26 protein-coding genes and 1 riboswitch are annotated in these 25,866 nt (G+C 56.3%); of the genes, 21 read left to right on the top strand and 5 right to left on the bottom strand.

The genetic code is table 11. From position 1 onward, the window contains the following. Window positions 1-106: 106 nt before the first annotated feature. Window positions 107-283, bottom strand: coding sequence for a hypothetical protein (locus tag VN24_RS27810; protein WP_169751043.1), 177 nt, complete (start codon window positions 281-283; stop codon window positions 107-109). A gap of 106 nt (window positions 284-389) precedes the next feature. On the opposite strand from VN24_RS27810, the gene VN24_RS08370 reads away from it, so the two are divergent. The 4 genes from VN24_RS08370 to prmC all read left to right on the top strand — a co-directional run bounded on the left by VN24_RS08370 (window position 390) and on the right by prmC (window position 6,155). Beyond that, window positions 390-1,448: a DUF6612 family protein gene (locus VN24_RS08370; RefSeq protein ID WP_045670018.1), complete on the top strand. Its 1,059-nt coding sequence runs from the start codon at window positions 390-392 to the stop codon at window positions 1,446-1,448. Window positions 1,449-1,625: 177 nt separating this feature from the next. After that, a complete protein-coding gene (ychF, locus tag VN24_RS08365; protein WP_045670017.1) occupies window positions 1,626-2,726 on the top strand; it encodes a redox-regulated ATPase YchF in 1,101 nt (366 codons plus the stop codon). Window positions 2,727-3,976: 1,250 nt separating this feature from the next. Continuing rightward, complete coding sequence (gene prfA / locus VN24_RS08360) at window positions 3,977-5,056, top strand: peptide chain release factor 1 (protein WP_045670016.1); 1,080 nt, start codon at window positions 3,977-3,979, stop codon at window positions 5,054-5,056. A 76-nt stretch (window positions 5,057-5,132) separates the two neighbouring features. Then, a complete protein-coding gene (gene prmC, locus VN24_RS08355) occupies window positions 5,133-6,155 on the top strand; it encodes a peptide chain release factor N(5)-glutamine methyltransferase (RefSeq protein ID WP_045670015.1) in 1,023 nt (340 codons plus the stop codon). A gap of 78 nt (window positions 6,156-6,233) precedes the next feature. On the opposite strand, the gene VN24_RS08350 is transcribed toward prmC, so the two are convergent. Continuing rightward, window positions 6,234-7,457 (bottom strand): chromate transporter, encoded by a 1,224-nt coding sequence (locus VN24_RS08350; protein ID WP_045670014.1) that lies wholly within the window; start codon window positions 7,455-7,457, stop codon window positions 6,234-6,236. 217 nt (window positions 7,458-7,674) lie between these two features. Here VN24_RS08350 and spoIIR point away from each other — a divergent pair, with 217 nt between their 5' ends. The 7 genes from spoIIR to VN24_RS08310 all read left to right on the top strand — a co-directional run bounded on the left by spoIIR (window position 7,675) and on the right by VN24_RS08310 (window position 14,051). Continuing rightward, on the top strand, window positions 7,675-8,538 hold the full coding sequence (gene spoIIR, locus VN24_RS08345) for a stage II sporulation protein R (RefSeq protein WP_052702862.1): 864 nt from the start codon (window positions 7,675-7,677) through the stop codon (window positions 8,536-8,538). Between the two features lie 171 nt (window positions 8,539-8,709). After that, complete coding sequence (locus VN24_RS08340; RefSeq protein ID WP_045670013.1) at window positions 8,710-9,993, top strand: L-threonylcarbamoyladenylate synthase; 1,284 nt, start codon at window positions 8,710-8,712, stop codon at window positions 9,991-9,993. A 73-nt stretch (window positions 9,994-10,066) separates the two neighbouring features. Further along, the gene (locus VN24_RS08335; protein ID WP_045670012.1) at window positions 10,067-10,627 is read left to right on the top strand and encodes a manganese efflux pump MntP; all 561 of its coding nucleotides are present in this window, start codon (window positions 10,067-10,069) and stop codon (window positions 10,625-10,627) included. Window positions 10,628-10,685: 58 nt separating this feature from the next. Continuing rightward, window positions 10,686-11,285, top strand: coding sequence for an arsenate reductase/protein-tyrosine-phosphatase family protein (locus VN24_RS08330; RefSeq protein WP_148505213.1), 600 nt, complete (start codon window positions 10,686-10,688; stop codon window positions 11,283-11,285). 145 nt (window positions 11,286-11,430) lie between these two features. Further along, a riboswitch (ZMP/ZTP riboswitch) is annotated at window positions 11,431-11,512 on the top strand. Window positions 11,513-11,626: 114 nt separating this feature from the next. Further along, window positions 11,627-12,085 carry a ribose 5-phosphate isomerase B gene (gene rpiB / locus VN24_RS08320; RefSeq protein ID WP_045670009.1) on the top strand — a complete coding sequence of 153 codons (459 nt, stop codon included), beginning with the start codon at window positions 11,627-11,629 and terminating at the stop codon, window positions 12,083-12,085. Between the two features lie 42 nt (window positions 12,086-12,127). Next, window positions 12,128-12,748, top strand: coding sequence for a TIGR01440 family protein (locus VN24_RS08315; protein ID WP_045670008.1), 621 nt, complete (start codon window positions 12,128-12,130; stop codon window positions 12,746-12,748). A gap of 55 nt (window positions 12,749-12,803) precedes the next feature. Then, entirely contained in the window at window positions 12,804-14,051 is a 1,248-nt protein-coding gene (locus VN24_RS08310; RefSeq protein WP_045670007.1) for a serine hydroxymethyltransferase, read from the top strand. A gap of 906 nt (window positions 14,052-14,957) precedes the next feature. Here the strand turns inward: VN24_RS08310 and VN24_RS08305 are convergent. The 3 genes from VN24_RS08305 to VN24_RS08295 are packed head-to-tail and all read right to left on the bottom strand — an operon-like array spanning window position 14,958 to window position 19,076. Beyond that, window positions 14,958-16,265 (bottom strand): GerAB/ArcD/ProY family transporter, encoded by a 1,308-nt coding sequence (locus VN24_RS08305; protein ID WP_052702861.1) that lies wholly within the window; start codon window positions 16,263-16,265, stop codon window positions 14,958-14,960. Window positions 16,266-16,285: 20 nt separating this feature from the next. After that, a complete protein-coding gene (locus tag VN24_RS08300; protein WP_052702860.1) occupies window positions 16,286-17,512 on the bottom strand; it encodes a Ger(x)C family spore germination protein in 1,227 nt (408 codons plus the stop codon). Beyond that, window positions 17,499-19,076, bottom strand: a complete 1,578-nt coding sequence (locus VN24_RS08295) for a spore germination protein (protein WP_045670005.1) — start codon at window positions 19,074-19,076, stop codon at window positions 17,499-17,501. The genes VN24_RS08300 and VN24_RS08295 overlap by 14 nt, the downstream gene beginning before the upstream one ends. Before the next feature lie 87 nt (window positions 19,077-19,163). On the opposite strand from VN24_RS08295, the gene VN24_RS08290 reads away from it, so the two are divergent. The 10 genes from VN24_RS08290 to atpA all read left to right on the top strand — a co-directional run bounded on the left by VN24_RS08290 (window position 19,164) and on the right by atpA (window position 25,862). After that, a complete protein-coding gene (locus tag VN24_RS08290) occupies window positions 19,164-19,385 on the top strand; it encodes a YczF family membrane protein (RefSeq protein WP_045670004.1) in 222 nt (73 codons plus the stop codon). 120 nt (window positions 19,386-19,505) lie between these two features. Then, window positions 19,506-20,135, top strand: coding sequence for a uracil phosphoribosyltransferase (gene upp, locus VN24_RS08285; protein ID WP_045670003.1), 630 nt, complete (start codon window positions 19,506-19,508; stop codon window positions 20,133-20,135). Window positions 20,136-20,208: 73 nt separating this feature from the next. Next, the gene (gene wecB, locus VN24_RS08280) at window positions 20,209-21,357 is read left to right on the top strand and encodes a non-hydrolyzing UDP-N-acetylglucosamine 2-epimerase (protein WP_045670002.1); all 1,149 of its coding nucleotides are present in this window, start codon (window positions 20,209-20,211) and stop codon (window positions 21,355-21,357) included. A 191-nt stretch (window positions 21,358-21,548) separates the two neighbouring features. After that, a complete protein-coding gene (locus tag VN24_RS08275; RefSeq protein ID WP_045670001.1) occupies window positions 21,549-21,758 on the top strand; it encodes a hypothetical protein in 210 nt (69 codons plus the stop codon). After that, window positions 21,751-22,131 carry an ATP synthase subunit I gene (locus VN24_RS08270; RefSeq protein WP_045670000.1) on the top strand — a complete coding sequence of 127 codons (381 nt, stop codon included), beginning with the start codon at window positions 21,751-21,753 and terminating at the stop codon, window positions 22,129-22,131. Before VN24_RS08275 ends, VN24_RS08270 begins: the two co-directional genes overlap by 8 nt. Before the next feature lie 8 nt (window positions 22,132-22,139). Next, window positions 22,140-22,895, top strand: a complete 756-nt coding sequence (gene atpB / locus VN24_RS08265; protein WP_045669999.1) for a F0F1 ATP synthase subunit A — start codon at window positions 22,140-22,142, stop codon at window positions 22,893-22,895. Window positions 22,896-23,007: 112 nt separating this feature from the next. Continuing rightward, entirely contained in the window at window positions 23,008-23,220 is a 213-nt protein-coding gene (atpE, locus tag VN24_RS08260; RefSeq protein WP_045669998.1) for a F0F1 ATP synthase subunit C, read from the top strand. Window positions 23,221-23,304: 84 nt separating this feature from the next. Then, the gene (atpF, locus tag VN24_RS08255; protein WP_045669997.1) at window positions 23,305-23,787 is read left to right on the top strand and encodes a F0F1 ATP synthase subunit B; all 483 of its coding nucleotides are present in this window, start codon (window positions 23,305-23,307) and stop codon (window positions 23,785-23,787) included. Then, a complete protein-coding gene (locus tag VN24_RS08250; RefSeq protein ID WP_045669996.1) occupies window positions 23,784-24,323 on the top strand; it encodes a F0F1 ATP synthase subunit delta in 540 nt (179 codons plus the stop codon). The genes atpF and VN24_RS08250 overlap by 4 nt, the downstream gene beginning before the upstream one ends. Before the next feature lie 24 nt (window positions 24,324-24,347). Further along, window positions 24,348-25,862, top strand: coding sequence for a F0F1 ATP synthase subunit alpha (gene atpA, locus VN24_RS08245; RefSeq protein ID WP_045669995.1), 1,515 nt, complete (start codon window positions 24,348-24,350; stop codon window positions 25,860-25,862). Window positions 25,863-25,866: the final 4 nt, after the last annotated feature.

Raw genomic sequence — 25,866 nt, 5'->3', positions numbered from 1 at the left:
CGCTGAATTTTGGGAGAACGAGCAACGGCCTTGTCCGCAAGCATGCTGGAGAACGAGCAACGGCCTCGCCGCAAGCTTGCGGACGACGGCCGTTTTTTGTGCGGGTTTATTCCCGCTGAACACCGGGGGTCGAGGCATCCGTTTTTTTATTTTTATCCGCGTCGGTAAAATTGGTGACGGATTTGGTGTCTTCGAGCGTATCGTTAACGAAAGCCATATCTTGGTTCTTTGCATTCATGTGGGTCGTTCCCTTATAGTTACGTTGATGGGACTTGTTTTCCATCCGTTTGTCACCTCCCGTACGCCCGTTAGTATGAACCGCTTTAGAAGAAGGCATTCGGAATACGGGAATGAAAAAGAACGTTTTTTGAACAAAAGGGGGGAACAGCATGATTGGCAACCGGACGTACCGGCGGAAGGCCGCTTCCGATTGTCCCCGTACCAACGGAAGCACAAATGCAAGAGGCTCAGCTGTCTTATTCGTCTTTGCGGCATTGATGGTCTTCCTAATCGTGGCGGGATGCTCCCCGGCAAGTGAAGGTCAAGCGCCGGGCGAAGAAAACACGGCACCTATGAATAACCCGAATACATCGGATTCAACGAAGCCAGTAGATAAAACAAATCCGGCGGACAAAAAGGACGGCGGTTCAGCGACGGCGGACGGCGCAGAGGAAGCGGCGCGGATTTTAGCGCGGGCGCAGCAGGCAACCGCGGCCGTCAGCGGATTTAACTTGGCGATGAGCTTGCAGCAGGTGCTGGTAACCGGAGAGGACACATCCAAGCTCAGCATGACGAACACCGGTCATATGGAGCTGAAGCCGCTCGCAATGAAGCAAACGACGAAGACGGATTTGGACGGGGAAGCATCGACTATCGTCAGCTACCTGACACCGGATGGCTATTATATGCATGATCTCACGAATAAAGAGTGGTCGCAGATGGATCCTTCCGAGATTCCGAAGATTAAAGAGACGCTGTCGGATTTTCAGACGGCTCCGTCCGCCGAGCTTGCGAAAATCGCGAAATACGCCGATCATTTTTCCGTAAAAGAAAATGAAGATGACGGCAAGACGACGGTCGTTTATGACGGCGACGGCATCGACAGCGACGCCAAGGCGCTAACGATGGAGCTGCTGCGCAGTACGCTCGGGACCGATCAGATGGAGCAGCAAGTAAAAGACAGCATCAACGTCAAATCGCTCGCCTATTCGCTGACCTTTGACCGCGCAACCGGGTATCCGCTGCAGCTCAAGGCGGAAGGAGACGTGACCGTGGAATATGAGCCGGGAAAACCGTCCAAGCTGCATCAAACCTTCGTGCTGACGTACAGCGGTTGGAATGAGAAGGCTGCCGTCACGGTCCCGAAAGAAGGCCGGGATGCGCCATCGGTAATCCCTCCCAGCGAGGAGCTGCTTGATGAATTGACCGAAGGGCTGCCGGCGTCTTAGGGAGCGGCATCCATTGTCATGCGACGCCTCACCGCGCGCTGGGAGCTCGCACCATTACCGGTTTAGGATGGGATGAAGCCGTATTTTTAAGAGGTGCGGGCTTTCCATGTCATGCCCCTTCGGGTATAATGACGAAGGACTGTAACTAACGGAAATTAACGGGGAGTGTTTGAATAGATGGCTTTGAAAGCGGGAATTGTCGGACTGCCGAACGTGGGCAAATCGACGTTGTTTAATGCGATTACACAGGCGGGCGCAGAGTCCGCGAACTATCCTTTTTGTACGATTGACCCGAACGTGGGCGTCGTTGAAGTGCCGGACGAGCGCCTTGACAAGCTGACAGAGCTCGTAACGCCGAACCGCACCGTCCCGACCGCATTCGAGTTTGTCGATATTGCCGGCCTTGTTGCGGGTGCGAGCAAGGGCGAAGGGCTTGGCAACAAGTTTCTGGCGCATATCCGCGAGGTCGACGCCATTGTGCACGTTGTGCGCTGTTTCCAGGACGAGAACATTACCCATGTCTCCGGAAAAGTGGACCCGATCAGCGACATCCAGACGATTAATTTGGAGCTGATTTTGGCCGATCTGGATTCCGTGGAGAAACGGATTGACCGTTCCCGCAAAAACATGAAGGGCGGCGACAAAAAGTACGCCCAGGAAGTCGAAGTGCTGGAGCGGGTCAAAGAAGCGCTCTACAACGACCAGCCCGCGCGCAGCGTGGAGCTGAGCGACGACGAGAAGCTGCTTGTGCGGGATTTGCATCTGCTGACGATCAAGCCGGTGCTGTATGCGGCAAACGTGAGCGAGTCGGAAGTGGCCGATGCTGACAATAACCCTTACGTGCAAAAGGTGCGCGAGTTCGCTGCCGCCGAAGGCGCGGAAGTGGTGCCGATCAGCGCGAAGGTGGAATCGGAAATCGCCGAGCTGGAAGGCGAAGACAAGGCGATGTTCCTCGAAGAGCTTGGGCTACAGGAATCCGGGCTGAACCGTCTCATCAAAGGCGCTTACAAGCTGCTCGGACTGTTCACCTATTTTACGGCCGGCGTACAGGAAGTGCGCGCGTGGACGATCCGCAAAGGCATGAAAGCCCCGCAGGCGGCCGGTGTCATCCACACCGACTTCGAACGCGGCTTTATCCGTGCGGAAGTGGTTTCTTACGACGATCTGGTTGCCGCAGGCTCCATGAACGCGGCGCGCGAGAGAGGCCAGCTGCGTCTGGAAGGCAAAGAGTATGTCGTGCAGGACGGCGACGTCATGCATTTCCGCTTTAACGTGTAAACGGGTATAAACGCAAGGATTGGATTGGTCGATCGGGTTGCTCCGGTCGGCCTTTTTGCCATATGCCTTGTATTGCAGGCGGTCGAACTGTTGAACATGTTGGCCCTTTTCGGGAAGACGGGTCCGACGGGGTACCGTGTCGTTTCGGTTCCTTTTGGGTATTATCCCCTTAGCTCAGAAAAGGACTCCTCAGGACCAGATAAGGACTCCCAAGATCAGAAAAGGGCCTCAAGATCAGATAAGGCCTCCTTAGGAACAGAAAAGTGCCCTTCAAGATCGGAAAGGACTCCTCAGGAGCAGAAAAAAGTGCCCCTCAAGATCAGAAAAGGACTCCCAAGATCAGATTAGGACTCCTCAGGATAAGAACGGTTTTTTTGTCGTAAACGTTAATGGGGTAAACGCGTGATTCTCACATAACGGACGACGGAACGAAGAACGATGATGAAAGGCAAGCAACGGACGACGGAACGAAGAACGATGATGAAAGGCAAGCAACGGACGACGGAACGAAGAACGGGGATAAAAGACAAAAAACTGAGGATCGAACGGAAATCGGGGATAAAAGACAAATAACCGGCGATCGAACGGAGATCGGGGATGCGGTATAAACGGTGCACGGTGCTGAATGGTGACAAAATGCAGTACAAATTGGTGAGAAGATGCAGATCATCGTAACGCATGTTGAAACAGTGCCGGCAGTCGGTGCTCATTGATTTGAAGTATGGTCAAAAGATAGATAGAATCCCTTTTAGTAGAGAAGCGCTCCAGGGCTTGGATAATCAAACTAGCGGCACTAACCTTATATAACGGTATGTTTCCATGCGCCGATAGCACGGAAGTCCATCGGGCGATAGAAACGATGTCAAAACGGCTACTGAAGCGGCGTCGGTCCTGACAGGTCCTATTTTTCTGAGCGAATGGGATAATACCCAAAAGGGTTATAGAGGCCATAGGTAGTGATTAGGGAAAGTGGTCATGGATAGTGGGGTTATGGATAGTGATCATGGATAGTGATCATGGTTAATAGTCATGGCTGGAGGTTGTGGCTAGAGGCCATGGGATAGTGTCATGGCTAGAGTTCATGGATAGCGGGCATAGATAACGGTTATAGGATAAGTGGCTACAGATACGGTTATAGATACCGGCAGGTGCCCTGCGCTGTTTTTCCATAAAAATCGGTTTATCGGGCGCGGTCGTTTTATGATATAATATAAAGACGAATATGGATTAATTTACAGGGGTGAAGTGCGGTGTTGGACCGTTTACAGGCGCTAGCCGACCGTTATGAGAAGCTGAGCGAGCTGTTGTGCGACCCGGATGTGGCCGGCGATCCGAAGCGGCTGCGGGAATATTCCAAGGAGCAGTCGGATTTGCAAGAGGCTTACGGGGCCTATACAGAATATAAGGAAGTACTGGTGCAGCTCGATGACGCGAAAGCGATGCAGGGCGAGAAGCTCGATGACGAGATGCGCGAAATGGTAAAAATGGAAATCGAAGAGCTGAGCGGCCGTAAGGATGAGCTTGAGGAACTGGTGCGCGTGCTGCTGCTGCCGAAGGATCCCAATGACGATAAGAACGTCATTGTCGAAATCCGCGGCGCCGCCGGCGGTGACGAGGCTGCGCTGTTCGCTTCGGATTTGTACCGGATGTATACGAAGTTTGCCGACGGCCAAGGCTGGCGGGTGGAACTGATGGACGCGAGCGAGAATGATCTCGGCGGGTTCAAAGAGGTCGTGTTCATGGTGTCCGGCAAGGGAGCCTACAGCAAGCTGAAATACGAGAGCGGCGCGCATCGCGTGCAGCGCATTCCGGTTACGGAATCTGGCGGACGCATTCATACGTCGACATCGACGGTGGCGGTTATGCCGGAAGTGGAAGATATCGAGATCGAAATTCTCGATAAGGATATTCGGATCGATACGTTTTGTTCCAGCGGCGCGGGCGGTCAGTCGGTCAATACGACCAAATCCGCCGTGCGCGTAACGCACGTTCCGACCGGCATTGTCGCCACCTGTCAGGACGGCAAGTCGCAGAACGATAACAAAGCGAAGGCGCTGCAGGTGTTGCGCGCCCGCATCTACGACATTCACCGTCAGGAAGAGGAAGCGAAAATAGCCGGCGAACGCAAAAGCAAAGTCGGAACCGGCGACCGCAGCGAGCGGATCCGGACTTACAATTTCCCGCAAAGCCGGGTAACGGATCACCGGATCGGCCTTACGCTGCACAAGCTGGACGCTGTTATGAACGGCGATATGGTGGAAATTATCAATTCCTTGACGCTGGCTGAGCAAGCGGAGCTGCTGGAGAAGGAAAACCTCGCTTTAAGTTAAGCGGATCGTAAGGTTTTATTGTCCGGATACCGCCTTTTGCCGTGCTATGATTTCCGGAATAAAGGGAGCTTGACCGATGAAGCATGATAACGGTATACCGGCGCACCGTTTTAAGGTGCGGCCGGATTGGACGATTGGAGAAGCCTGCGTGCAGGCTTCTTCGTTTTTGGCGGCGCATGGCGTTGAGGAAGCGCGTTCCAATGCCGAACTGCTGCTGCTGCATGCGCTTGGCCTAAACCGGGCGGCGCTGCTGCGCGATTGGCGGGAGCCGGTGCCGCAGCAGCGGATCGACGCCTGGGAGACAGCGGTAGAGCGCAAGGCGGCCGGCGAGCCTGCGCAGTATATTATCGGCGAGCAGTGGTTTTTTGGGCGGCCGTTTACGGTGACGCCCGCCGTGCTCATTCCGCGGCCGGAAACGGAACTGCTCGTAGAGGCCGTGCTGGAGACGGCCGACCGGCTGTGGCCGCAAGCTTCAGGGTTGCAGACTGAGCCGGGCGGCTCGCTAGTAGGCCGCCCGCTCGAGTCGGGGAGGCCGACCGTGCTCGATGTCGGCACGGGCAGCGGTGCCATCGCGCTGACGCTGGCCGCCGAGAGGCCGCGCTGGCGCGTGGTGGCGTCCGATATTTCCCCGGACGCGCTTGCGGTGTCCGGCGGCAATGCAGATCGGCTCGGCGTCGACGGCCGGGTTTCGTTCGTGCAGGGCGATCTGCTGGAACCGTTCCTGCAGGGGGAGGGAGAGAGCGGATTCTCGCACGGCCCGGCTCCGTATGCGGACGGCTGGAGGGGCGCGCATATCGATGTGCTTGTTTCGAATCCGCCTTATATTCCGCAGTCGGATTTGGCGGGCCTGCAGCGGGAAGTGCGCGAATTCGAGCCGCATTTGGCGCTGGACGGCGGGGAGGACGGCCTCGCCCCTTACCGCAAGATGCTGGAGCAGCTGCCTCTTCTTGCAGCCGTGCCGCGCATCGTCGCGTTTGAGCTTGGCATGGGCCAGGCGCGCGAGGTGGCGGAGATGCTGCGCAGCTACGGCGCCTGGGAAGATATTCGCATCGTCACCGATTACGGTGGTATCGAGCGCCACGTCATTGCCTCCGGCTGAAGACCGGGGTAAAGCGATAACGCAAAAAGCCAAGCATCCGGTACATACGGACGCTTGGCTTTTTTTTTCGAAATGCCGTTAGATCAGGCTGATGAGCATCCCGCCCGCCGCACCGGCAAGCACAACGACCCACGGAGGCAGCTTCCAAAAAACAAGCATGATCAGCAGGATGGAAGCAAGCGCAAAATCGGCTGGAGCCAGAATGGCGGTCGTCCAGAGCGGATCATACAGCGCAGCAAGCAGCAGCCCGACAACGGCTGCATTGATGCCGGTCAGAGCGCCTTGGACACGGGGATTTTTTCGTAATGCGTTCCAGAATGGCAGCGTCCCGATAATAAGCAGGAAAGCGGGCAAAAAGATGGCCGTTGTCGCAATTAGCGCCCCGGAAACGCCGCTTGCAATGGCGCCCAAATAGGCGGCAAAGGTGAACAGCGGCCCCGGAACCGCCTGAGCCGCGCCGTACCCGGTTAAGAAATCTTCCCGGCTGACCCATCCGGAAGGGACGACCTCCCTCTCCAATAACGGAAGCACGACGTGGCCTCCACCGAAAACGAGCGAGCCGGAACGGTAGAAGCTGTCGAATAACGGCAGCCAGCCGGCCCCGGATGTAAACTGCCGAACGAAAGGCAGCCCGACTAGAAGAGCGAAAAAGAGAATTAAACAAAAAGCGCCCAATGTGCGGCTGATCCGTACCGGCAGCTCGGGAGATTCGGCAACCGCCGCTGACCGGTATAACCAAAGGCCGGCGATGCCGGCTGCGGCAATTAACGCCACTTGAGTGAAGGCGCTCGGCCATAATAAGGCGGCTGATGCGGTTATGACTGCGATTGTGACCCGATTGCGGTCAGGCGTCAAATTCCGGCCTATTCCGAGAATGGCTTGGGCGACGATCGCGACGGCAACGATTTTGAGGCCGTGGATCCAGCCGGAGCCGTCAATGTCAAAGCCTTTAAGCAGAAAAGCAAACGCTACAAGCGCGATGACGGAAGGCAGCGTAAAACCGATCCAAGCCATAAGTCCGCCGAGCAGCCCGGCCCGGACAACGCCGATTCCGATTCCGACCTGGCTGCTGGCGGGACCGGGAAGGAATTGGCAAAGCGCCACTAAATCGGCGTAGCTTTTTTCATCCATCCATTTCCGGCGGCGAATGTATTCATTATGAAAATAACCGATGTGGGCAATCGGTCCCCCGAACGAAGTGAGACCGAGCTTGGCCGATACGAGCGCGACTTCCGCCAGACGGCGAAGACGTCCGCTGCCGGGCCGCTGTGCTTTCGTTTGCTGTACATTCACTGAATTCATAAGTAAGTGACCCCTTTCCAAACGTCCATCCTCAAATTATAGCTCGTTAATCGGATTGATAGAAGGCGAGGATCTTTAACGATTTGTAAATCCGGCGCAAACTAATAGATTGCAAGATTGGAAGTTTAAAAGAGCCGCGGGCGGACATACTAAGGGATAGAAACGTTCCGGAACGCAAGCTTAAGGCGCCGACGGGTGCCCGAGAGGGGCTTGTGTGATGCATTCTCATTCCGTAAACCGTCCTTATTCCTATCGTTTTCCGTTCCGTTTGTCATACGGTTACTTGATCGTTGCTCTTGCGCTTCTCGTCATGAGCTGGGAAGGCCAGCGTGTTGACGGGGCGCTTTCCGAGGACGCCGGCTCGATTCCGCAGCAGGCGATCCGGCTGCGCATCTTGGCCAATTCGGATGCCGCCGTCGATCAGGCGATGAAGCGCCGCGTCCGCGACGCGGTCGTCAGCGCCATGAACGGCTGGGCGGACGGGCCGCAAACGATTGAAGAAGCGCGGGCGGCGCTGCGCGGCCATATGGGTGACATTGAGCGTATCGTTGGCGAGCAGCTGCAAAGCCGCGGAGTTCAATACGGGTTCAAAGCCGAGCTTGGCGAGGTCGCTTTTCCGACGAAGCTGTACGGTGAGCGTGTATACCCGGCAGGCAACTACGAAGCGCTGCTTATTACGCTCGGAAAGGGCGAAGGACAAAACTGGTGGTGCGTCCTGTTTCCGCCGCTTTGCTTCATCGATTCGGCAAGCGGGGAAGCGACGCAGACGGAAGCGGCCGCAGCCAAGAAAGGCGCGGACGGCAAGGCGGTTCAGGTGCAAGAGGTCGTGAAAGACGGGAATGCGGTCAAACAAGCGTCCGCGGCCGTGAATAACGGGAAAGCGGACAAACAGGCAAGCGAGCCCGTGACGGCGGGGAAGACGGCGAAGGCAGATGCCGGCTCCGGCGTGCAACAATCGTCCGTGCAGGCCGAAGGCGGCTCGGCAGCTGCGAAAGGCAAAGCGGCCGCTCCGGAAGCGAAATTTTTCATCGTGGAACTGATTCAGTCGATTGTTTCGTTCTTCAAGCATTTGTTTGCATGAGCTTAAAGCGGCGAGGTCCTTTCGGGCTTCGCTTTTTTGCTGCGAGTTGCATGTTTGCTGCGGCTTACAGCCGTCGTTCTAACTTGGTATTGGAGTCGGGTATCGCTATAATAAAAGAGTGGAGGATCATTGAAGCCTCCGCGGAGAAGAACATGAGGACGGAAACAATTGATGATAAAAACGAATGAATGGAAGCTGGAGCCCAGCGCCGGAGGGGAGCGGCAGGATCGCGCGATCCGCGAAGCGGCGCAGCTGCTGCGGGACGGACAGACAGTCGCATTTCCGACGGAGACCGTGTACGGACTGGGCGCGGACGCGCGGAATACGGCGGCGGTCGAGCAGATTTTTGCGGCAAAAGGACGTCCTTCGGACAATCCGCTCATCGTTCATATATCGGACAGGACCCAATTAAACGGTCTCGTCCTTCCTTTGGACGAAACGGCTGCCGCCCTGATGCGGCGCTTTTGGCCGGGGCCGCTGACGATCGTGCTGCCCGTGCTGCCGGGAGCCGTATCGCCGCGCGTTACCGCAGGGCTGGATACGGTGGCGGTGCGCATGCCGGCGCACGAAACGGCGCTGCAGCTGATCGCCGCCGCCGGCTGCCCGGTCGCTGCGCCGAGCGCCAACCGCTCCGGCCGGCCGAGCCCGACGACGGCCGCCCATGTGCGCGAAGATTTGTACGGCCGCATCGGCGGCATCGTGGACGCCGGCCCGGCAGGCGTCGGGCTGGAGTCTACGGTAGTGGAGCTGTGCGGACCGGGCGCGGTCCGCATTTTGCGTCCCGGCGGCGTGACGCCGGAGCAGCTGCGCGAGGTGTGCGCCACCGTGCTCGTGGATGAGGACGGCATGCTGCCGCAAGCCGGCCGAGACGGCAGCCAGGATGGCACAGAGGGAGCCGGACCGGACGCCGGTATTGCACCGGATGCCGCTATCGGCGCAGCGAATGCCGCTATCGGCGCAGCGGATGCCGGTATTGCACAGGGCGCAAGTATCGCTCCGGACATTGCCGCTCCGCCCGGAGCCGATGCGACCGGCGCCGCTCCGGCTCTCGTCTCCGGGGATGAAGCGTCCGCCGCACCGGCGGCTCCGCGCTCGCCGGGGATGAAATATACGCATTATGCGCCGCGTGGCGTGATGCAGCTTGTCGCCGGGGGGGGCGAGAACGTACGGGCGTACATTCAAGCCGAAGCGGATAAGGCTAGACTGCGGGGTGAGCGCACCGGCGTACTCGCCTTTGAAGAGACGGCTGCCCAATATCGGGCCGACGTGGTGGTAGCCTGCGGCTCCCTCTCCCGGCCGGAAACGGCTGCGCAGCAGCTGTACGCCGCCCTTCGCGAATTTGATGCGCAGGGCGCAGCCGTCATTTGGGCCGAAGTTCCGCCGGGGGACGGCATCGGGCTTGCGCTGTTGAACCGGCTCGTCAAAGCGGCCGGACGCAGGGTCGTCTACGTGTAAGGTCTCATTACTCCCTTGTCCGCATATGTTTGGAAGAGAACAAGCCTGCGGACTGTAGGGGGGAATTGTGACAATGGTTGAGGCAAGCCTGTATGCGGGACAAATTCTGACCCTGCTCATTATGGCGCTGGCGCTGGGCATGGATGCTTTTTCGCTGGGAATCGGCATCGGGATGAAAGGAATCCGGCTGCTGGACATGTTGAAGCTGAGTCTGGTTATCGGCATTTTTCACGTCATGATGCCGCTAGCCGGGATGTTTGCGGGACATTACGTCAGCTTTCTGCTCGGCCATATTGCGACGGCCGTGGCGGGCGGACTGCTGCTGGTGCTGGGCGGGCATATGATTTACAGCGCGGTCCGCGGGGAAGAAGTTCGGTCGATCGACCACGGGAGCGTAAGCGGACTGCTGCTGTTTGCGCTCAGCGTAAGCGTGGATTCGTTTTCCGTCGGCATCTCGCTCGGGATGTTTGCCGTGGATCAGGTGCTGACCGTGCTGCTGTTCGGCGCTGCCGGAACCGTTATGTCCGTGCTTGGACTGATGCTCGGAAAAGGCGTCGGCCGCACGCTGGGCGGGTACGGGGAAGCGGTAGGCGGCGTCATTTTATTCACTTTCGGGATGCTGTTTATCCTTTGACGATTGAAAAAAACAAGTTTGCAGCCGCAACGAATACGGCAGAAGCCGGGAAAGGAATGTGAGCGCATTGAAACGGATCTTGTTTGTTTGCACCGGCAATACGTGCCGCTCGCCGATGGCGGAAGCTATTTTGCGTGACAAGGCGAAGCGCCGCGGACTGTCTGTAGAGGTGCGTTCGGCCGGAGTGTCGACGATGGACGGCCTGCCCGTTTCCGGAAACGCCGCGAAGACGCTGTCCGCGCGCGGAATCAGCCATAACGGTTCTTCCCGGGCGGCCCGGGAAGAGATGATCGGCTGGGCGGATCTGGTGCTTACGATGACCGCCGGGCATAAAAACGCGCTGCTCCACCGGTTCCCTTCAGCGGTGGATAAAACCTTCACGCTGAAGGAGTATACGGCTTTCGGCACCTCCGTGCAGGAAGGAGTCGAGGAGCTGGAGCGGCTGTATGCGCAGTGGCAGATGGCGCGGGCGCTCGGGCAAGATATCAGCGCTGAGGAACGGGCCAGAATAATGGAGCTGGAGCGGCAGCTTCCGGCACTTGATATCGGGGATCCGTTCGGCGGCACGCTGCAAATCTATGCCAGCTGCGCGGACGAAATTACGAAAGCGGTGGACAAGCTGCTGGAAACGCTGGAGCGGGAGAGCGGGAAGGACTAGAGCGGTAACGGCGGAGAAAGATGCTGCTGCGCCGCGGCATTTTTCAGTGGCGGAAACAATTCCTTACGAAGTTCGAAATAGGTGCGGAATCGCCGAAAAGGATTGATTTTCAAGAAGGGATCGGCTATCATAAAAGCAACATTACGGATTCCGGTGTAACTGGCGACGAAGTGGGGTTAACCACGGTGGAGCATCGGAACATACGGCCGGTCGCCTGGGCAAAGAGCAGCATTCGCGCAATCGCGCGTGTTGCTCTTTTTTCGTCTTTTTCGCCCGAATTAGGTATAATACAACCATGTGCACAAAACTTCTTTCGATAAGACGCCTAGGAGGTTATCGCGGTGAATATTGCGATCGGCGCCGACCATGCCGGCTACCGGTTAAAAGACGAATTGATTCCGTTTATTGAGTCGCTCGGCCACCAGGTGCACGACGTCGGATGCAGCTGCGGCCAGTCGGTGGATTATCCCGATTATGCGCTGCCGGTGTGCGACCTTGTGACGCAGGGGAAAGCCGACCGGGGAATTTTGATTTGCGGTACGGGCATCGGCATGTCGATTGCCGCCAATAAGATGCCCGGCATCCGCTGTGCGCTGACGCACGATCTGTTCTCGGCGAAAGCGACCCGCGAGCATAACGATACGAACGTACTGGCCCTCGGGGAACGCGTTGTCGGTCCCGGGCTTGCCCAGGAAATTATCCGCGTCTGGCTTGAAACGCCGTTCTCGGACGGCGAGCGCCACCGGAGCCGCCTCGGCAAAGTGCAGCGTCTGGAAGAGCGTTATGCGCTGCATCCTTAATCGTGCCTCTTCACCATACTTATTAGCGGGAAGGTGGTCCAAATGGAGCGGCAAACGTTGGCTGCCCAGGTAGAGACGATTGTACGCGAGCTGGCGGCTGCGGGAAATCTGGCCGCAGGCGAGCTGCTCGTATTCGGCGTCAGCACGAGCGAAGTGCTCGGCAGGCGGATCGGCACCTCCGGCACGCTGGAGGCGGCCGAGGGCATCTTCGCCGGGATGGAAGCGGCGAGGCGGGATCTCGGGTTTATCCCCGTGTTCCAGTGCTGCGAGCATTTGAACCGGGCGCTCGTGCTGGAACGCAGCGCCGCCCGCCAGTACGGTCTGGAAATCGTATCCGCCGTGCCGGTTCCGGGAGCGGGAGGGTCGATGGCCGCCTACGCTTACCGGCATTTGCAGGATGCGTGTCTGGTCGAGACCGTTAAAGCTCATGCCGGCATCGATATCGGCGATACGCTGATCGGCATGCAGCTGCGCCCCGTGGCGGTGCCGGTAAGACCATCGGTGCGAACCGTCGGCGAAGCGCACGTTACGATGGCGATGACGCGGCCGAAGCTGATCGGCGGCGCGCGTGCCGTCTACAAGCTGGAGGAAGAAAGCGGCGCGGAGCTGCCGCAGCGTCCGAAAGCCGCTGCTGTGGAATCGGATGGCGGAAGCTGCGATTGAAAGCCGGAATGACCACATGAACAAGGATTTAAAACATAGAGGAGGATTCAACAATATGGAAAATTTGCGTAAACAGGACCCCGAACTGGTAAAGGCGCTCGGCCTTGAGCTGCAGCGGCAGCGCGACAACATCGAACTGATCGCGTCGGAAAATATCGTCAGCGAAGCGGTCATCGAAGCGATGGGTACGGTGCTGACAAACAAATATGCGGAAGGTTATCCGGGCAAGCGTTACTACGGCGGCTGCGAGTATGTGGACATCGCCGAAAATATCGCCCGCGACCGCGCGAAGGAGCTGTTCGGCGCCGAGCACGCCAACGTGCAGCCGCACTCCGGCGCGCAGGCGAATATGGCCGTTTATCTCGCGGCGCTGAAGCCGGGCGATACCGTGCTCGGCATGAATTTGGCTCACGGCGGACACTTGACGCACGGCAGCCCGGTGAACGCTTCCGGTCTGCTTTACAACTTTGTCGCATACGGCGTTAACGAAGATACGTTCACGATCGATTACGAAGAAGTGCGCAAAGCGGCGTTCAAGCATCGTCCCCGTCTGATCGTCGCCGGAGCGAGCGCTTATCCGCGCATCATCGATTTCGAAAAGCTCGGCCAAATCGCCAAAGACGTAGGCGCGCTGTTCATGGTCGATATGGCGCATATCGCGGGTCTAGTCGCGGCCGGACTGCATCCAAGCCCGGTTCCGCACGCGCATTTTGTGACGACGACAACGCACAAAACGCTGCGCGGTCCGCGCGGCGGCATGATTTTGTGTACGAAGCCGTGGGCGGCAGCGATCGACAAGGCTGTTTTCCCGGGCTCCCAGGGCGGACCGCTGATGCATGTAATCGCGTCCAAAGCGGTGGCGCTCGGCGAAGCGCTGCAGCCTTCGTTCAAGGAGTACGCGCAAAAGATTGTCAATAATGCGAAGGTGCTGTCCGAAGCGCTGATCGCGCAAGGGCTGAACCTCGTCTCCGGCGGAACGGACAACCATCTGATGCTGATCGATACGCGCAACCTGAATATTACAGGCAAAGACGCGGAGCACGTACTCGATCAAGTCGCCATCACAGTGAACAAAAACGCGATCCCGTTTGATCCGACGAGCCCGTTTGTAACAAGCGGCATCCGGATCGGTACTCCGGCGATCACGTCGCGCGGCATGGACGAAGCGGCGATGAAGACGATCGCGGAAGTGATTGCGATGACGCTCAAAAATCCGCAGGACGAAGCCGTACTTGCGGCAGCACGCGGCAAAGTGCGCGATTTGACGGCGCAGTTCCCGCTTTACCCGGCACTTCAATACTAAGCTGTAACGAATAAAACGGCTGTCATATAAAGTCATATAAGAGCGTGGCAGTCTCAAAAGGAATCACATAAATGAGCGAGTCCTAAATAGGACACAAGAGGACCTCCAGTTTCGCTGGCTTCAGCGGAGTCGGAGGTCCTTTCCTCGCTTCACGGGATAAGCTTTCAAAACCTGCGAATGTGCAGGTATGATCGGTCGAAATCGCATGTCTGGAGGGAAAACCTGCGATGGTGCAGGAATTCCCGGCTTTTATCGCCTGAACGGGAGACGGGGGCGACAAAAGAAGTATATTTGCAGGAATTTTAACGCAGTCGAAAATTAAAAAGAAAATTGATGTACGAACGCATCTTTTTCAAAAATCACCTTCGTGCAGAGCGATAATAACGAACGAACCGACCAAGATTAGCCCCTTGATCGGAGTCTGTCGATTAACTGTTCATAACTTCGGAAATCTACGGGAGACCACAAAATGTATGCAAAAAATCATACATAATGAGCGGCACACACACCGGAATCAGTAGATTATATTCGAAATTTCATATACAAAACGTGATTTGAGCCCTGATTTTGTATATGTATCCGAAAAATCATATACATTGTCTGCATGTGTCCGTTCACATTAATATTGTCCACAATTAATCGACAGCCCCTTGATCGGTTCGTTACGCTTGAAGCAGAAGGCTTGAAATACGACTAAACCTACTTACGGTCAGCCTTGCCTTTTGCCGTGTGTAAAGATGTGGGGATGGCCGAACCTTTCCCGCGTGGGAAATCGTTAGGCTAGCGCTAATGGCAGAGCTTCCCCGCATGAGGGGAGACAGAAGTGCTGGCTGAGTCTACTCCGAGTAGGTGACGGTAGGGCAAGCAATGGCTGCTCCGCATAGAGAGTCAGTAAGCTAACCGCGCTTACTCCGCGTGCGGAGACTGCATGTACAGCTGCGCCTGTTGAGTCTGCGAAGATAGGGGGGCTTGCTGCCCCTGTTGGGCCTGCTGCTCCTGTTGAGTCTGCGAAGATGGGGGATCTTGCTGCGCCTGTTGAGCCTGCGGAGATGGGGGTGCCGGCTGCCCCTGTTGGGCGGCCTGCGTCTGCCGCCGCTGCTGCGGCTCCGGAGATTTCCGCGCCGGATTCCGGAGGCTGCGTATCGAGGCGATAAGCGCCAGCAGCAGCGGAATGAAAAGTGCGTAAACGGGGTAAACCGTCTTGAGCACGAGCCCGCCCTCTTTAAAATGCTCGGAAAACGTGCTGGCAATGGCAAGCGATGCGAGCATGATGATCAGGCCGATCGGCAGCGTCATGACGCGGTAGCTGCGGACGCTGAACAACTGAGCAGCCCCGAGCGCGGCGGCATAATAAAAGACGGCGAGTTTCATAAAATCAGTCACAATCAGCGAAAACACCGCAATCGCGTCCGTACGCTGAATAAATTCGCCGATGCTGACTTTGCTGATCGCGGTAAGCAGGGGGAAGGTGGAGCGGGACGTAAGATTAACGCCAAGAACAGCAAGCTCGATGAGAGCGGTCAGCGTAAATACGAGTCCGCCGAATAATGCGGCCGTCATCGTCGTTTTCAAAGCTTGGCCGCTTTTATTCAAATAGGGGAATATCATCAAAAAGCATACCGCTTCGCCGTAAGGGAACATCACCGTTTGCGATACAACTTGCTTCAGCACCGGCATCCAGCCTTCGCCGAGAACCGGCTGCAGCGCATGAAGATCGATAATATCGGAAAATAGAACGAGCAGCAGCTCCAGAACGCCAAAGGCGGCCAGCGAGGCGAACATAATCTCTGCCGTTCTTGCCAGCACCTCGATTCCTTTATCGATGACATACGCCACGGCAAACAAAATGAGCGTGCTGATGACCATCATCGGGGTCATGCTGTAGTTGGCCGAGATCAGCAGGCTCGCGACATCGCGAAGATCCCGCGATCCGGCGTAAATAAAAAAGACGACGTACAGCAAAGCGACCGGCCAACCGATGAATTTGCCGAGAAGAAGCTGGATCATGGCCGTCAGCGGCATATCCGGATGTTGCCGGAATAAATAAACGTACAGCGCAAAAAGCAACAGCCCGCCGGCCATTCCGAGCAAAATCGCAAGCCATGCGCCCTGCTTCGCTTCCACCCCCAGCGGAACGACAAGCGCTGTGCCGAGCTCGAAGGTGACAAGCAGACAAAACAGCTGGTAGGCGCCGATTTTTGCTTTTTCCTTCATCAATCGCACCGCTCCTTTCGTTAAGAACGCGAGTTGTTTTTTTCGGGCAGCAAAAACGGCTGGATCTGCATTCCCGATTCCCGAGTGGAAACTGTGACATGAATGTTGAATTCGCTTTTGGCAAATCGGTCGTCCCAATCGTTTTTCATCGTCGCCCATTGCTTCGGGTACTTCCGGCCGATCAGTTCGCCGAAACCGAAAATATCGCTTTTTTGTTCGAGTGCCGCGTTCAACGCCGCATGCAGCTCCGCTTTGATTTTGTCCTCCAGCCGGGTATTCAGCTGTTCAAGCACCTTCGGATCGCTGATATCGAGCTGACACTGGACCTCTCTCACGTGACTCATTACCTCCACATCAATTTGAAAACTTGGCTGACCGTGCTTGATGTCCGCTTTCAATTTTGTTTTGGAACGGATGATCTCAACCGCCAGGCCGTTTTTGATCCTTTCGCAATCCAAAGCGACAGCCGTCGCTCTTATTTTGTTTTTGAGCCATAACGTGCCGCGCGCATCCGGACCGTCCAGCCACCTAACCATCTTTCCTTCTTTGAACATGGCCAGCCCTTTCAGCGCCGTATTGCTTTTCGGATCGGTTTGCTGGGCGGAGTCGATTTTATCGCTGTTCTTTGAATCGCCAATTGTTTCAATCCCGGGTATTGTCGGCTCCGATCCTTCGCCCTGAAACGATTCTATGGCGTCGTCGATATCTGTTTTTGCGACTTCGGACCATGTTCTTTCCGCCATCTTGATTTCGCCTCGGACCGTATTTGCGGGAATTTTCTCGATCGGGGTGACCGTGCGGAGGATGCTCTCGGCGCTTGTGCCCCGGGCAATGAACAATTGCGGCGTCAGCCGCATTTCGTTGTTCCGGGTCAAATAATCCAGCTGCTGTTTGACGCCCCGTCTTGCCGCAGCTTCGCCGAATACGATAATCCGCGTATGGGCAAAGAACAGCCGCCGCGGCGCTTTCACCGACGCTTTGCGGATAATTTCAAACAGGCTGTTTCCCGTCTCCGTGACAATCGTCACGGGCGCCCTGTTTCCGCCTGTGCCGCCGGTCTGTCCGCTGGAAACGGTGGAAGGGTTGATCACTTGAAACGAAAGGCGGTACTGGTTATCGCCCGCTCCTTGATCAATCCCGAGCGCCGAGACGATGGCGAGGGTGTTCAGCTCCCTACTGTTCCAGCAGCCTGACAGCTGCATCAGGCCGAGGCACACCACGATAAGCAGCATTTTATTCCGTTTCATCCGCATCCCTCCTCCCTCCGCTGCTCCCTGACGTTTGCGGCGAAGGTACAGAATCCGGCCCGATCCGGGTTTTATTGGTTGAACTGATCAGCTTCGGGCGCGTGATCATCTTCAGCAGTGGAAGCCGCAGCACCGTATCTTTCTGATCTCCCGGAACGAACGGCGCAAAGGGAGCCAAATAAGGGACGCCGAAAGAGCGCAGGCTGGCCAGATGGGCGATAAGCATAATCATGCCGAGCGTTATGCCGAGGAAGCCGAACACCGCGGCGAGCACGATAAAGATAAACCGCAGCAGCCGGGCGGCGTTGGAAAAGCTGTATTTCGGAAACGCGAAGCTGGCGATGCCTGTGGTGGCGACGACGATGACGGTCATCGCGGAAATCATGCCTGCCTGAACGGCCGCCTGTCCCAAAATAAGCGCGCCGACGATTGAAACGGCCTGGCCGACGGCCCGCGGCATGCGCACCCCGGCTTCGCGGATCACCTCAAAGCTCACTTCCATCAAAAGGATTTCGATAAATGAGGGGAAAGGAACGCCTTCCCGCTGGGCCGCGATGCTGATGAGCAGCGGCGTCGGAATCATTTCCTGATGAAACGTCATTAACGCGATGTAAATCGAAGGCCCGATCAATGCGACGATGAATGCCGCGTACCGGAGCAGCCTCACCGCGGAGCCGATGTCAAAGCGGCTGAAGTAGTCCTCGGGCGATTGGAAAAACTGGGCGATGATCGTCGGAGCGATTAAGACGAACGGCGTTCCGTCCACAAATATGGCGACGCGCCCTTCCAGTATATTTCCCGCTACCGCATCCGGCCGTTCCGTGTTGTAAAGGGTCGGAAACGGCGTCATCGTATGATCCTGAATCAATTCTTCAATATATCCGGACTCGAGAACGGCATCGATGTCGATGGCACCGATCCGCCGCCTCACTTCCCGCACCACGTCTTCCTTCACGATCCCCTTGATATACATGATCGCGACATTCGTTTGCGTCAATTTGCCGACGGTCGCCGGCTCGATTTGCAGATCCGGGCTTCTGACCCGCCGGCGTACAAGCGTCAGGTTGATTTCCAAAGACTCTGTGAAGCTGTCCTTCGGTCCGCGGACGACGACTTCGGTTGTCGGTTCGGAGATGGAGCGGTTTTTCCCGCCGCCGGTGCCGCAGCCGAAGGCCGCGTTCCAGCCGTCGACAAGCACTGCGGCATTCCCGGACAAGACGGCGCGGATCAGCTCGTTCCAATCCCGGATCATCTCCACATCCCCTGTCCAGAGCATGCGGCATTTGATGTAGCGGAACCATTGTTCGGGCGACGCGTCGCGATCCGGAAGGCTCTCCCTGGTACCGGTCATCAGCGGGCGCATCACACTGTCGCTGATCAGCTTTTTATCCGCCATGCCGTCCAAATAAATGACCGCCGCCGGAAGAGGCGTATCGGTTCCGATCACAAATTCGCGGATGACCAGATCGGGGCTTTCGCCAAGCTTCTTCTTCACTTCCGCCAGGTTCATATGCAAATCGTGTTGAAAGGTGGGGAGGGCTCGTTTCGAATTCGATGTCATCATGTTCCGCCTCATCCAATTTTTGCTTATCATTTGTAACCGATTAGGGTATTATACGTACCAAAGCCCAATTCGAAAGGGGATTTCGGGATGAAAATCGCAGCATGCTCCGCCCTTCTGTGCCTGCTTGTTGCCGGAATGATCGTCGTCATCGACATGATGCTCGGATTATCGCTTGGCAGCGAGCCTTTTCATATCAGCGAACCTTTTCGGATCGCGCCCGCGTCGCAAACGGCGGCCGTGCTTACGCTCATTTTTTTGTGGATCCTAAGGTCATGGAATGCGTACAAAAAGGAAAACGGAGGCGGTTAGCTGCAGACGGTGCGGCGCTTTAAGAGATGCCTCGTGCACACCGGGTTGGGGAGTGCTATAATAGATTGGATTGTGGCCGCATTGTAAACAAAAGGTCACTTCAGGGAGGGCAATATCTTTATGGGCAAACTGGTCATTTGCGACCATCCGCTTATTCAACATAAGCTGACTTTTATTCGCGACAAAGAAACGAACACGAAAGACTTCCGCGAGCTGGTCGACGAAGTCTCCACATTGATGGCATTTGAAATTACACGCGATATGCCGCTTGACACGATAACGGTTCATACGCCGGTAGCCGAAACGGAAGCGAAAGTGCTGTCCGGCCGGATGCTGGGCATTATCCCCGTGCTGCGTGCGGGTCTGGGCATGGTGGACGGAATTTTGAAGCTGATTCCGGCGGCCAAAGTCGGCCACATCGGCCTCTTCCGCGATCCCGAAACGCTGCAGCCTGTCGAATATTACATAAATCTGCCTACCGATGCGCCGGACCGGCTGCTGATCGTCGTCGATCCGATGCTCGCAACCGGGGGGTCCGCCAACGCGGCGATCGCCGCTTTGAAGAACAGGGACTGCACCCAGGTCAAGCTGATGTGCCTCATTGCCGCGCCGGAAGGGGTCGCAGCGGTGCAGGCTGCGCACCCGGACGTGGACATCTATGTGGCGGCGCTTGACGAGAAGCTGAACGACCATGGCTACATCGTGCCCGGGCTGGGAGACGCCGGCGACCGGATGTTCGGCACGAAGTAGGATAGGCGCGTGCCGGCGACAGAGCCGGCGCAAACGATGCAATGATTTTTTGGACTGATTAGGAGTGATCCGTATGAATAAAATAAAAGTGATGACAATTTTCGGCACCCGTCCGGAAGCGGTCAAGATGGCTCCGCTCGTGCTGGAGCTGCAGAAGCATCCCGAGCAGATCGAATCGATCGTATGCGTAACCGCCCAGCACCGCCAGATGCTGGACCAGGTGCTCGATTTTTTCCATATTCAGCCTCATTACGATTTGAATGTCATGAAAGAGAGGCAGACGCTGACGGAAACGACCGTGCGCGTGTTGGAAGGGCTTGACCCGGTGCTGCGCGAGGCGAAGCCGGACATCGTGCTTGTCCATGGCGACACGCAGACGACGTTTCTTGCCAGCTATGCCGCTTTTCTGCAGCAGATCCAGGTCGGGCATGTGGAAGCGGGCCTGCGGACATGGAACAAAATGTCGCCTTATCCCGAAGAGATGAACCGGCAGCTTGCGGGCGTGCTGTCCGATGCGCATTTCGCCCCGACGGAATGGTCGGCGGGCAACCTGCGCAAGGAGAACAAGCCGGAGACGGCGATTTATGTAACCGGCAACACCGCCACCGACGTGTTCCAGTATACGGTGGACCCGTCGTTCTCGCACCCGGTCATCGATTGGGCGAAGGGCAAGCGGATGATTCTGATGACCGCCCACCGGCGCGAAGCGCTCGGGGAGCCGCACCGGAACATCTTCCGCGCGGTCAAGCGGATTGCCGACGAGTTCGAGGATGTCGCATTCGTCTATGCGGTACACCCCAATCCGGCCGTGCGGGAACCTGCGAATGAAATACTCGGGGACCATCCGCGCATCAAGCTGATCGAGCCGCTCGACGTGTTCGAATTCCACAATTTTTACCCGCATGCGCATATGATTATGACGGATTCGGGCGGGCTGCAGGAGGAAGCGCCTTCGTTCGGCGTGCCGACGCTCGTGCTGCGGGATACGACGGAACGTCCCGAAGGCATCGATGCGGGAACGCTGGAGCTGGTCGGAACGGACGAGCAGCGCGTGTACGACAGCGCGCGCAAGCTGCTGACGGACCGGGAAACGTATGACCGGATGAGCAAGGCGGCCAACCCGTACGGGGACGGACAAGCTTCCAAGCGGATTGTACAGGCGATTTTGCATCATTTTGGAAGAGCCGACGAAAGGCCGGATCCGTTCACACAACGTTCATAGTTTGCTAACGCTTTCGCGCAAATGCAGGAAGCTTACAGCATACAGTTGTACTGTACGGTTTTGAAAAGGCGGAATGCTTGAATTATCAAGGGTTTTCGGCTGTTTGTTCACATAATGTTTGGGGGATTTTGAATTGACAAACCTTGTCCGGCTTCGATAAACTAGATAAGGATTGACAAGGGGTACATGCCATGAGTCGAAATGGAAAAAAGGACAATCCTTGGATCGCTGCGGCTCTTGTAGGGGCACTTGGCGTTGACGTTGGCGTTTGTACCGTTATCGGCTACTGGATCGGTTCATATGCCGGCAGCCGATTCGGCGGCGTTCTCATCGGTCTGGCTGTCGGCATTCTTTCTGCTATCCTGATTATCAAGAAATTTTTGGAGGAAGCCGATGAATGACATCATGAAGACGGCCTTGCGGATCGCATTGTTTATTGTATCCGCATGCCTGCTTGCATGGGCTGTTATTCCTGAAGGTCGCACCATCGCTGCCGGTCTTGTTCTTGGCATGGCGGCTGGCTCTTTGAATGCGCTTTTGCTGCGCAGGAGAGTGGAGTGGGTCGGACAGGTTGCAGCCGGACAAGGCGCGCGGAAGATGGGGCTTGGCATGGCCGGACGACTGGCGACCGTACTGCTTGCAGTGATGATCGCTTACAAGAATCCGGAATATTTTAGCCTGCCGTTTACGTTGTCCGCCTGCTTCATTATGCCCTTTGTTATTTTGGCATCCGGCTTTGTAGTGAACAAACGACATTCCAACGGAAAGGGGTGATACATTCAATGCATGAATTTCCGGTGCTGCACATCGGCGGATTGCAGATCGACATCTCGACTTTCACGGCCATCACGATCTCGGTGATCATCACGTTTGTGTTGGCGAAACTGGCGGTTCGCAACCTATCGGTCGATAATCCGTCCAAACTGCAAAATTTCATGGAATGGGTCGTGGAATTTGTGCAAACGACCATTGCGAGCACAATGCCGCTTAACAAGGTCAGGCCATACGTCGCTCTCGGGATGACGCTCATTATGTTCATCTTCATCTCTAACTTGCTGGGGCTGCCGTTCGGTATCGTGACGGAAACCCATCACGCCAACGAGGCGCTCGGCATTACGAAGGAAATGTTGGAGGAACACGGAGGGCATGCGGAGCTCGCCTGGTGGAAATCGCCGACGGCCGATCTTTCCGTAACGTCCGGACTGGCGGTAATCGTCTTCGTGCTCATTCATTTCCTGGGACTGAAGCTGAACCGCAAGCATTACCTGAAACACTATTTCGAACCGTTCTGGTTCTTCTTCCCTCTTAACCTCATCAAGGAGCTTTCCAAACCGCTGACGCTTGCTTTGCGTCTGTTCGCAAACATCTTTGCGGGCGAGGTGCTTATCGCGACCATCTTGATGCTGGGTATAGCTGGAACTCCGTTCATGATTGCATGGCAGGGCTTCAGTATTTTTGTCGGTGCCATTCAGGCATTCCTGTTTACGATCCTCACGATGGTGTACATTTCGCAAGCGACCATACACGAGGAACATTAATCTTTCGTTTTAGACTCGATGTGCGAATAGCCGAATAAATAAGGCCGCAACAATTGAGGTTAAGCTATACAAAAATCAGATCAGAATTCAAAATTCGAGGAGGATTTTATCAATGGAAATATTGGCAGCAGCTTTGGCAGTCGGTTTGGGCGCACTTGGCGCAGGTATCGGTAACGGTTTGATCGTAAGCAAAACGGTTGAAGGCATCTCCCGTCAACCGGAGCTTCAAGGCAGACTGCAAACGACGATGTTTATCGGTGTTGGTATCGTCGAGGTTGTTCCGATTATCGGCGTTGTTATCGGTTTTCTGGCGTTCTTTAGTTAATAGGCTTGATGCGGCGGGGAAGGCCTTTAGCCCTCCACGCCTTCGTTTTAATTATGGATACTGCGGTCAGAAAGGAGTGCGCGTATGTCTTGGCATTGGGAATCGTTTGTGTACGCTATCTTGGCGTTCTTGATTCTGTATTGGCTGTTGAATAAATATGCATTTGGTCCGTTGTTCGGCATTATGGAAAAACGCCGCGAGCTTGTTCTGGAGCAAATGAATGCGGCGGAAACGGCCCGTCAACAAGCGGAGGTGCAGCTCGAGGAGCAGCGCAAAGCGATGGAGCAGGCCCGCAAGGAAGCTTACGATATTATCGAGCAGTCGAAGAAGACGAGTTCGAAGCAAGCGGAGGACATCGTTCAAACCGCGAAAGCCGAAGCAAGCCGTCTGAAGGAAGACGCTCTGAAGGATATCGAAAGCGAGAAAAACAAAGCGATCGCATCGCTGCGGGGACAGGTCAGCGGCATGTCCGTTATGATTGCCTCCAAAATCATCGAAAAGCAAATCGACGAAAAATCCCAGGAGCAGCTGGTTGATAAATACCTGAACGAGGTTGGAAGCAAATGAGCCGGGATGCGGTCGTAGCGAAACGCTATGCAAAAGCGCTGTTTGAAATCGCGCTCCAGCACAACCTCGTTGCGGAAGTTGAGGAGCAGCTGAAGCTGGTCGTAGATACATTGAAGCAGGATCAGGAAATTGAACGGTTCCTGACATTCCCGAATATCGACGTCTCCAAGAAAATCGAGCTGATCAAAGGAGCTTTTGCCGACCGGGTGTCCTCAATCGTCTCCAACACGATCGCGCTTCTCATTTCGAGAGGCCGCTCGGATATCATTCACGACGTATACGAAGCATTCCGGAAAGTGGCCGGAGAAGCGACCGGCCGTTCGCATGCCACGGTGTTTACGGCTCAGCCGCTCACGGCGGAAGAGCTGGCGAAGATCGAGGCGCGGTTCGGCAGCGCAAGCGGCAAGCAGATTGCTGCGGAGCAAGTGGTGGATCCGTCGCTTCTCGGCGGCATTCAGGTTCGGATCGGCGACCGTCTGTATGACGGCAGTCTTGCAGGCAAGCTGGAACGTCTGCGCAAAACGATGAATTCTTAAGCACTGTAGACAGGGGTGAAGAAGTTGAGTATCAGACCTGATGAAATCAGCACGCTGATTAAGCAGCAGATTGAACAATATAAATCCGAAATTCAAGTGGTTGAAGTCGGTACGGTTATTCAAGTTAGCGACGGTATCGCGCGCGTCCACGGCCTTGAGAACGCCATGCAGGGCGAACTGCTGGAATTCCAAAACGGCGTAGTGGGCATGGCCCTCAACCTCGAAGAAAGCAACGTCGGTGTCGTTATCCTCGGCCCTTACACGGACATCCGCGAAGGCGACCAAGTGAAACGGACCGGCCGCATTATGGAAGTTCCGGTCGGCGAAGAACTTCTTGGCCGCGTCGTCAACTCCCTCGGTCAGCCGCTCGACGGCAAAGGCCCGATCAACACGACCCAATCCCGTCCGGTAGAATCCCCGGCGCCGGGCGTTATCGACCGTAAATCGGTTCATGAGCCGATGCAAACGGGCATTAAAGCGATCGACGCAATGGTTCCGATCGGCCGCGGCCAGCGCGAGCTCATCATCGGCGACCGCCAAACGGGTAAAACGGCGATTGCGATCGACACGATCATCAACCAAAAAGGCAACGGCGTAAAATGTATTTACGTTGCGATCGGCCAAAAGCAGTCGACGGTTGCCAACGTTGTGGAAACGCTGCGCCGCAACGGCGCGCTGGACTACACGATCGTCGTCACCGCTTCGGCTTCCGAGCCGGCTCCCCTCCTGTTCCTGGCTCCTTATGCAGGCTGCGCGATGGGCGAATACTTTATGTACAAAGGCGAGCACGTCCTGATCATTTACGACGACCTGTCCAAACAGGCTGCCGCTTACCGCGAATTGTCGCTGCTGCTCCGCCGTCCTCCGGGCCGGGAAGCTTATCCGGGCGACGTATTCTATCTGCACTCCCGTTTGCTGGAACGCGCGGCAAAGCTGAGCGACGAGAATGGCGGCGGATCTCTGACCGCGCTGCCGTTCATTGAAACGCAGGCTTCCGACGTCTCCGCTTACATTCCGACAAACGTCATTTCGATTACGGACGGACAGATCTTCCTGGAAGCAGACCTGTTCAATGCGGGTCAACGTCCGGCAATCAACGTCGGTATTTCCGTCTCCCGCGTAGGGGGCTCCGCTCAAATTAAAGCGATGAAGAAAGTTGCGGGCACGCTCCGCCTCGACCTCGCCGCTTACCGCGAACTGCAGGCATTCTCGCAGTTCGGCTCCGACCTTGACAAATCGACGCTTGTCCGCCTGAACCGCGGCGCGCGCACGATGGAAATTTTGAAGCAGGGCGTCAACCAGCCGCTGCCGGTCGAGAAGCAGGTTATCAGCATTTACTCGGCGGTCAAAGGCCATCTGGACGACATTCCGGTTGCCGACGTCACCCGCTTCGAGAAAGAACTGCTCACTTTCCTCGATTCCAACCATCCGGAAATCGGGCAGTCGATCCGCGACACGAAAGACATTACGGCTGACAATGAGAACGCTCTTGTAGCGGCTATCGGCCAATTCAAGAAAAGTTTTTCCGCATCGGTGTAACATA

The organism is Paenibacillus beijingensis (assembly GCF_000961095.1).
Taxonomy (GTDB): domain Bacteria; phylum Bacillota; class Bacilli; order Paenibacillales; family Paenibacillaceae; genus Paenibacillus_O; species Paenibacillus_O beijingensis.
The sequence above is the reverse complement of the archived record's forward strand: the minus strand, read 5'-3'. Positions and strand labels throughout refer to the sequence as shown.

Excerpts from the sequence above, each read along its gene's own strand:
- VN24_RS27810 (WP_169751043.1), bottom strand. The coding sequence starts at position 283 with ATGGAAAACAAGTCCCATCAACGTAACTATAAGGGAACGACCCACATG.
- VN24_RS08370 (WP_045670018.1), top strand. The coding sequence starts at position 390 with ATGATTGGCAACCGGACGTACCGGCGGAAGGCCGCTTCCGATTGTCCC.
- ychF (WP_045670017.1), top strand. The coding sequence starts at position 1,626 with ATGGCTTTGAAAGCGGGAATTGTCGGACTGCCGAACGTGGGCAAATCG.
- prmC (WP_045670015.1), top strand. The coding sequence starts at position 5,133 with ATGAAGCATGATAACGGTATACCGGCGCACCGTTTTAAGGTGCGGCCG.
- VN24_RS08350 (WP_045670014.1), bottom strand. The coding sequence starts at position 7,457 with ATGAATTCAGTGAATGTACAGCAAACGAAAGCACAGCGGCCCGGCAGC.
- spoIIR (WP_052702862.1), top strand. The coding sequence starts at position 7,675 with ATGCATTCTCATTCCGTAAACCGTCCTTATTCCTATCGTTTTCCGTTC.
- VN24_RS08340 (WP_045670013.1), top strand. The coding sequence starts at position 8,710 with ATGATAAAAACGAATGAATGGAAGCTGGAGCCCAGCGCCGGAGGGGAG.
- VN24_RS08335 (WP_045670012.1), top strand. The coding sequence starts at position 10,067 with ATGGTTGAGGCAAGCCTGTATGCGGGACAAATTCTGACCCTGCTCATT.
- VN24_RS08315 (WP_045670008.1), top strand. The coding sequence starts at position 12,128 with ATGGAGCGGCAAACGTTGGCTGCCCAGGTAGAGACGATTGTACGCGAG.
- VN24_RS08310 (WP_045670007.1), top strand. The coding sequence starts at position 12,804 with ATGGAAAATTTGCGTAAACAGGACCCCGAACTGGTAAAGGCGCTCGGC.
- VN24_RS08305 (WP_052702861.1), bottom strand. The coding sequence starts at position 16,265 with ATGAAGGAAAAAGCAAAAATCGGCGCCTACCAGCTGTTTTGTCTGCTT.
- VN24_RS08300 (WP_052702860.1), bottom strand. The coding sequence starts at position 17,512 with ATGAAACGGAATAAAATGCTGCTTATCGTGGTGTGCCTCGGCCTGATG.
- VN24_RS08295 (WP_045670005.1), bottom strand. The coding sequence starts at position 19,076 with ATGATGACATCGAATTCGAAACGAGCCCTCCCCACCTTTCAACACGAT.
- VN24_RS08290 (WP_045670004.1), top strand. The coding sequence starts at position 19,164 with ATGAAAATCGCAGCATGCTCCGCCCTTCTGTGCCTGCTTGTTGCCGGA.
- upp (WP_045670003.1), top strand. The coding sequence starts at position 19,506 with ATGGGCAAACTGGTCATTTGCGACCATCCGCTTATTCAACATAAGCTG.
- wecB (WP_045670002.1), top strand. The coding sequence starts at position 20,209 with ATGAATAAAATAAAAGTGATGACAATTTTCGGCACCCGTCCGGAAGCG.
- VN24_RS08275 (WP_045670001.1), top strand. The coding sequence starts at position 21,549 with ATGAGTCGAAATGGAAAAAAGGACAATCCTTGGATCGCTGCGGCTCTT.
- VN24_RS08270 (WP_045670000.1), top strand. The coding sequence starts at position 21,751 with ATGAATGACATCATGAAGACGGCCTTGCGGATCGCATTGTTTATTGTA.
- atpB (WP_045669999.1), top strand. The coding sequence starts at position 22,140 with ATGCATGAATTTCCGGTGCTGCACATCGGCGGATTGCAGATCGACATC.
- atpE (WP_045669998.1), top strand. The coding sequence starts at position 23,008 with ATGGAAATATTGGCAGCAGCTTTGGCAGTCGGTTTGGGCGCACTTGGC.
- atpF (WP_045669997.1), top strand. The coding sequence starts at position 23,305 with ATGTCTTGGCATTGGGAATCGTTTGTGTACGCTATCTTGGCGTTCTTG.
- VN24_RS08250 (WP_045669996.1), top strand. The coding sequence starts at position 23,784 with ATGAGCCGGGATGCGGTCGTAGCGAAACGCTATGCAAAAGCGCTGTTT.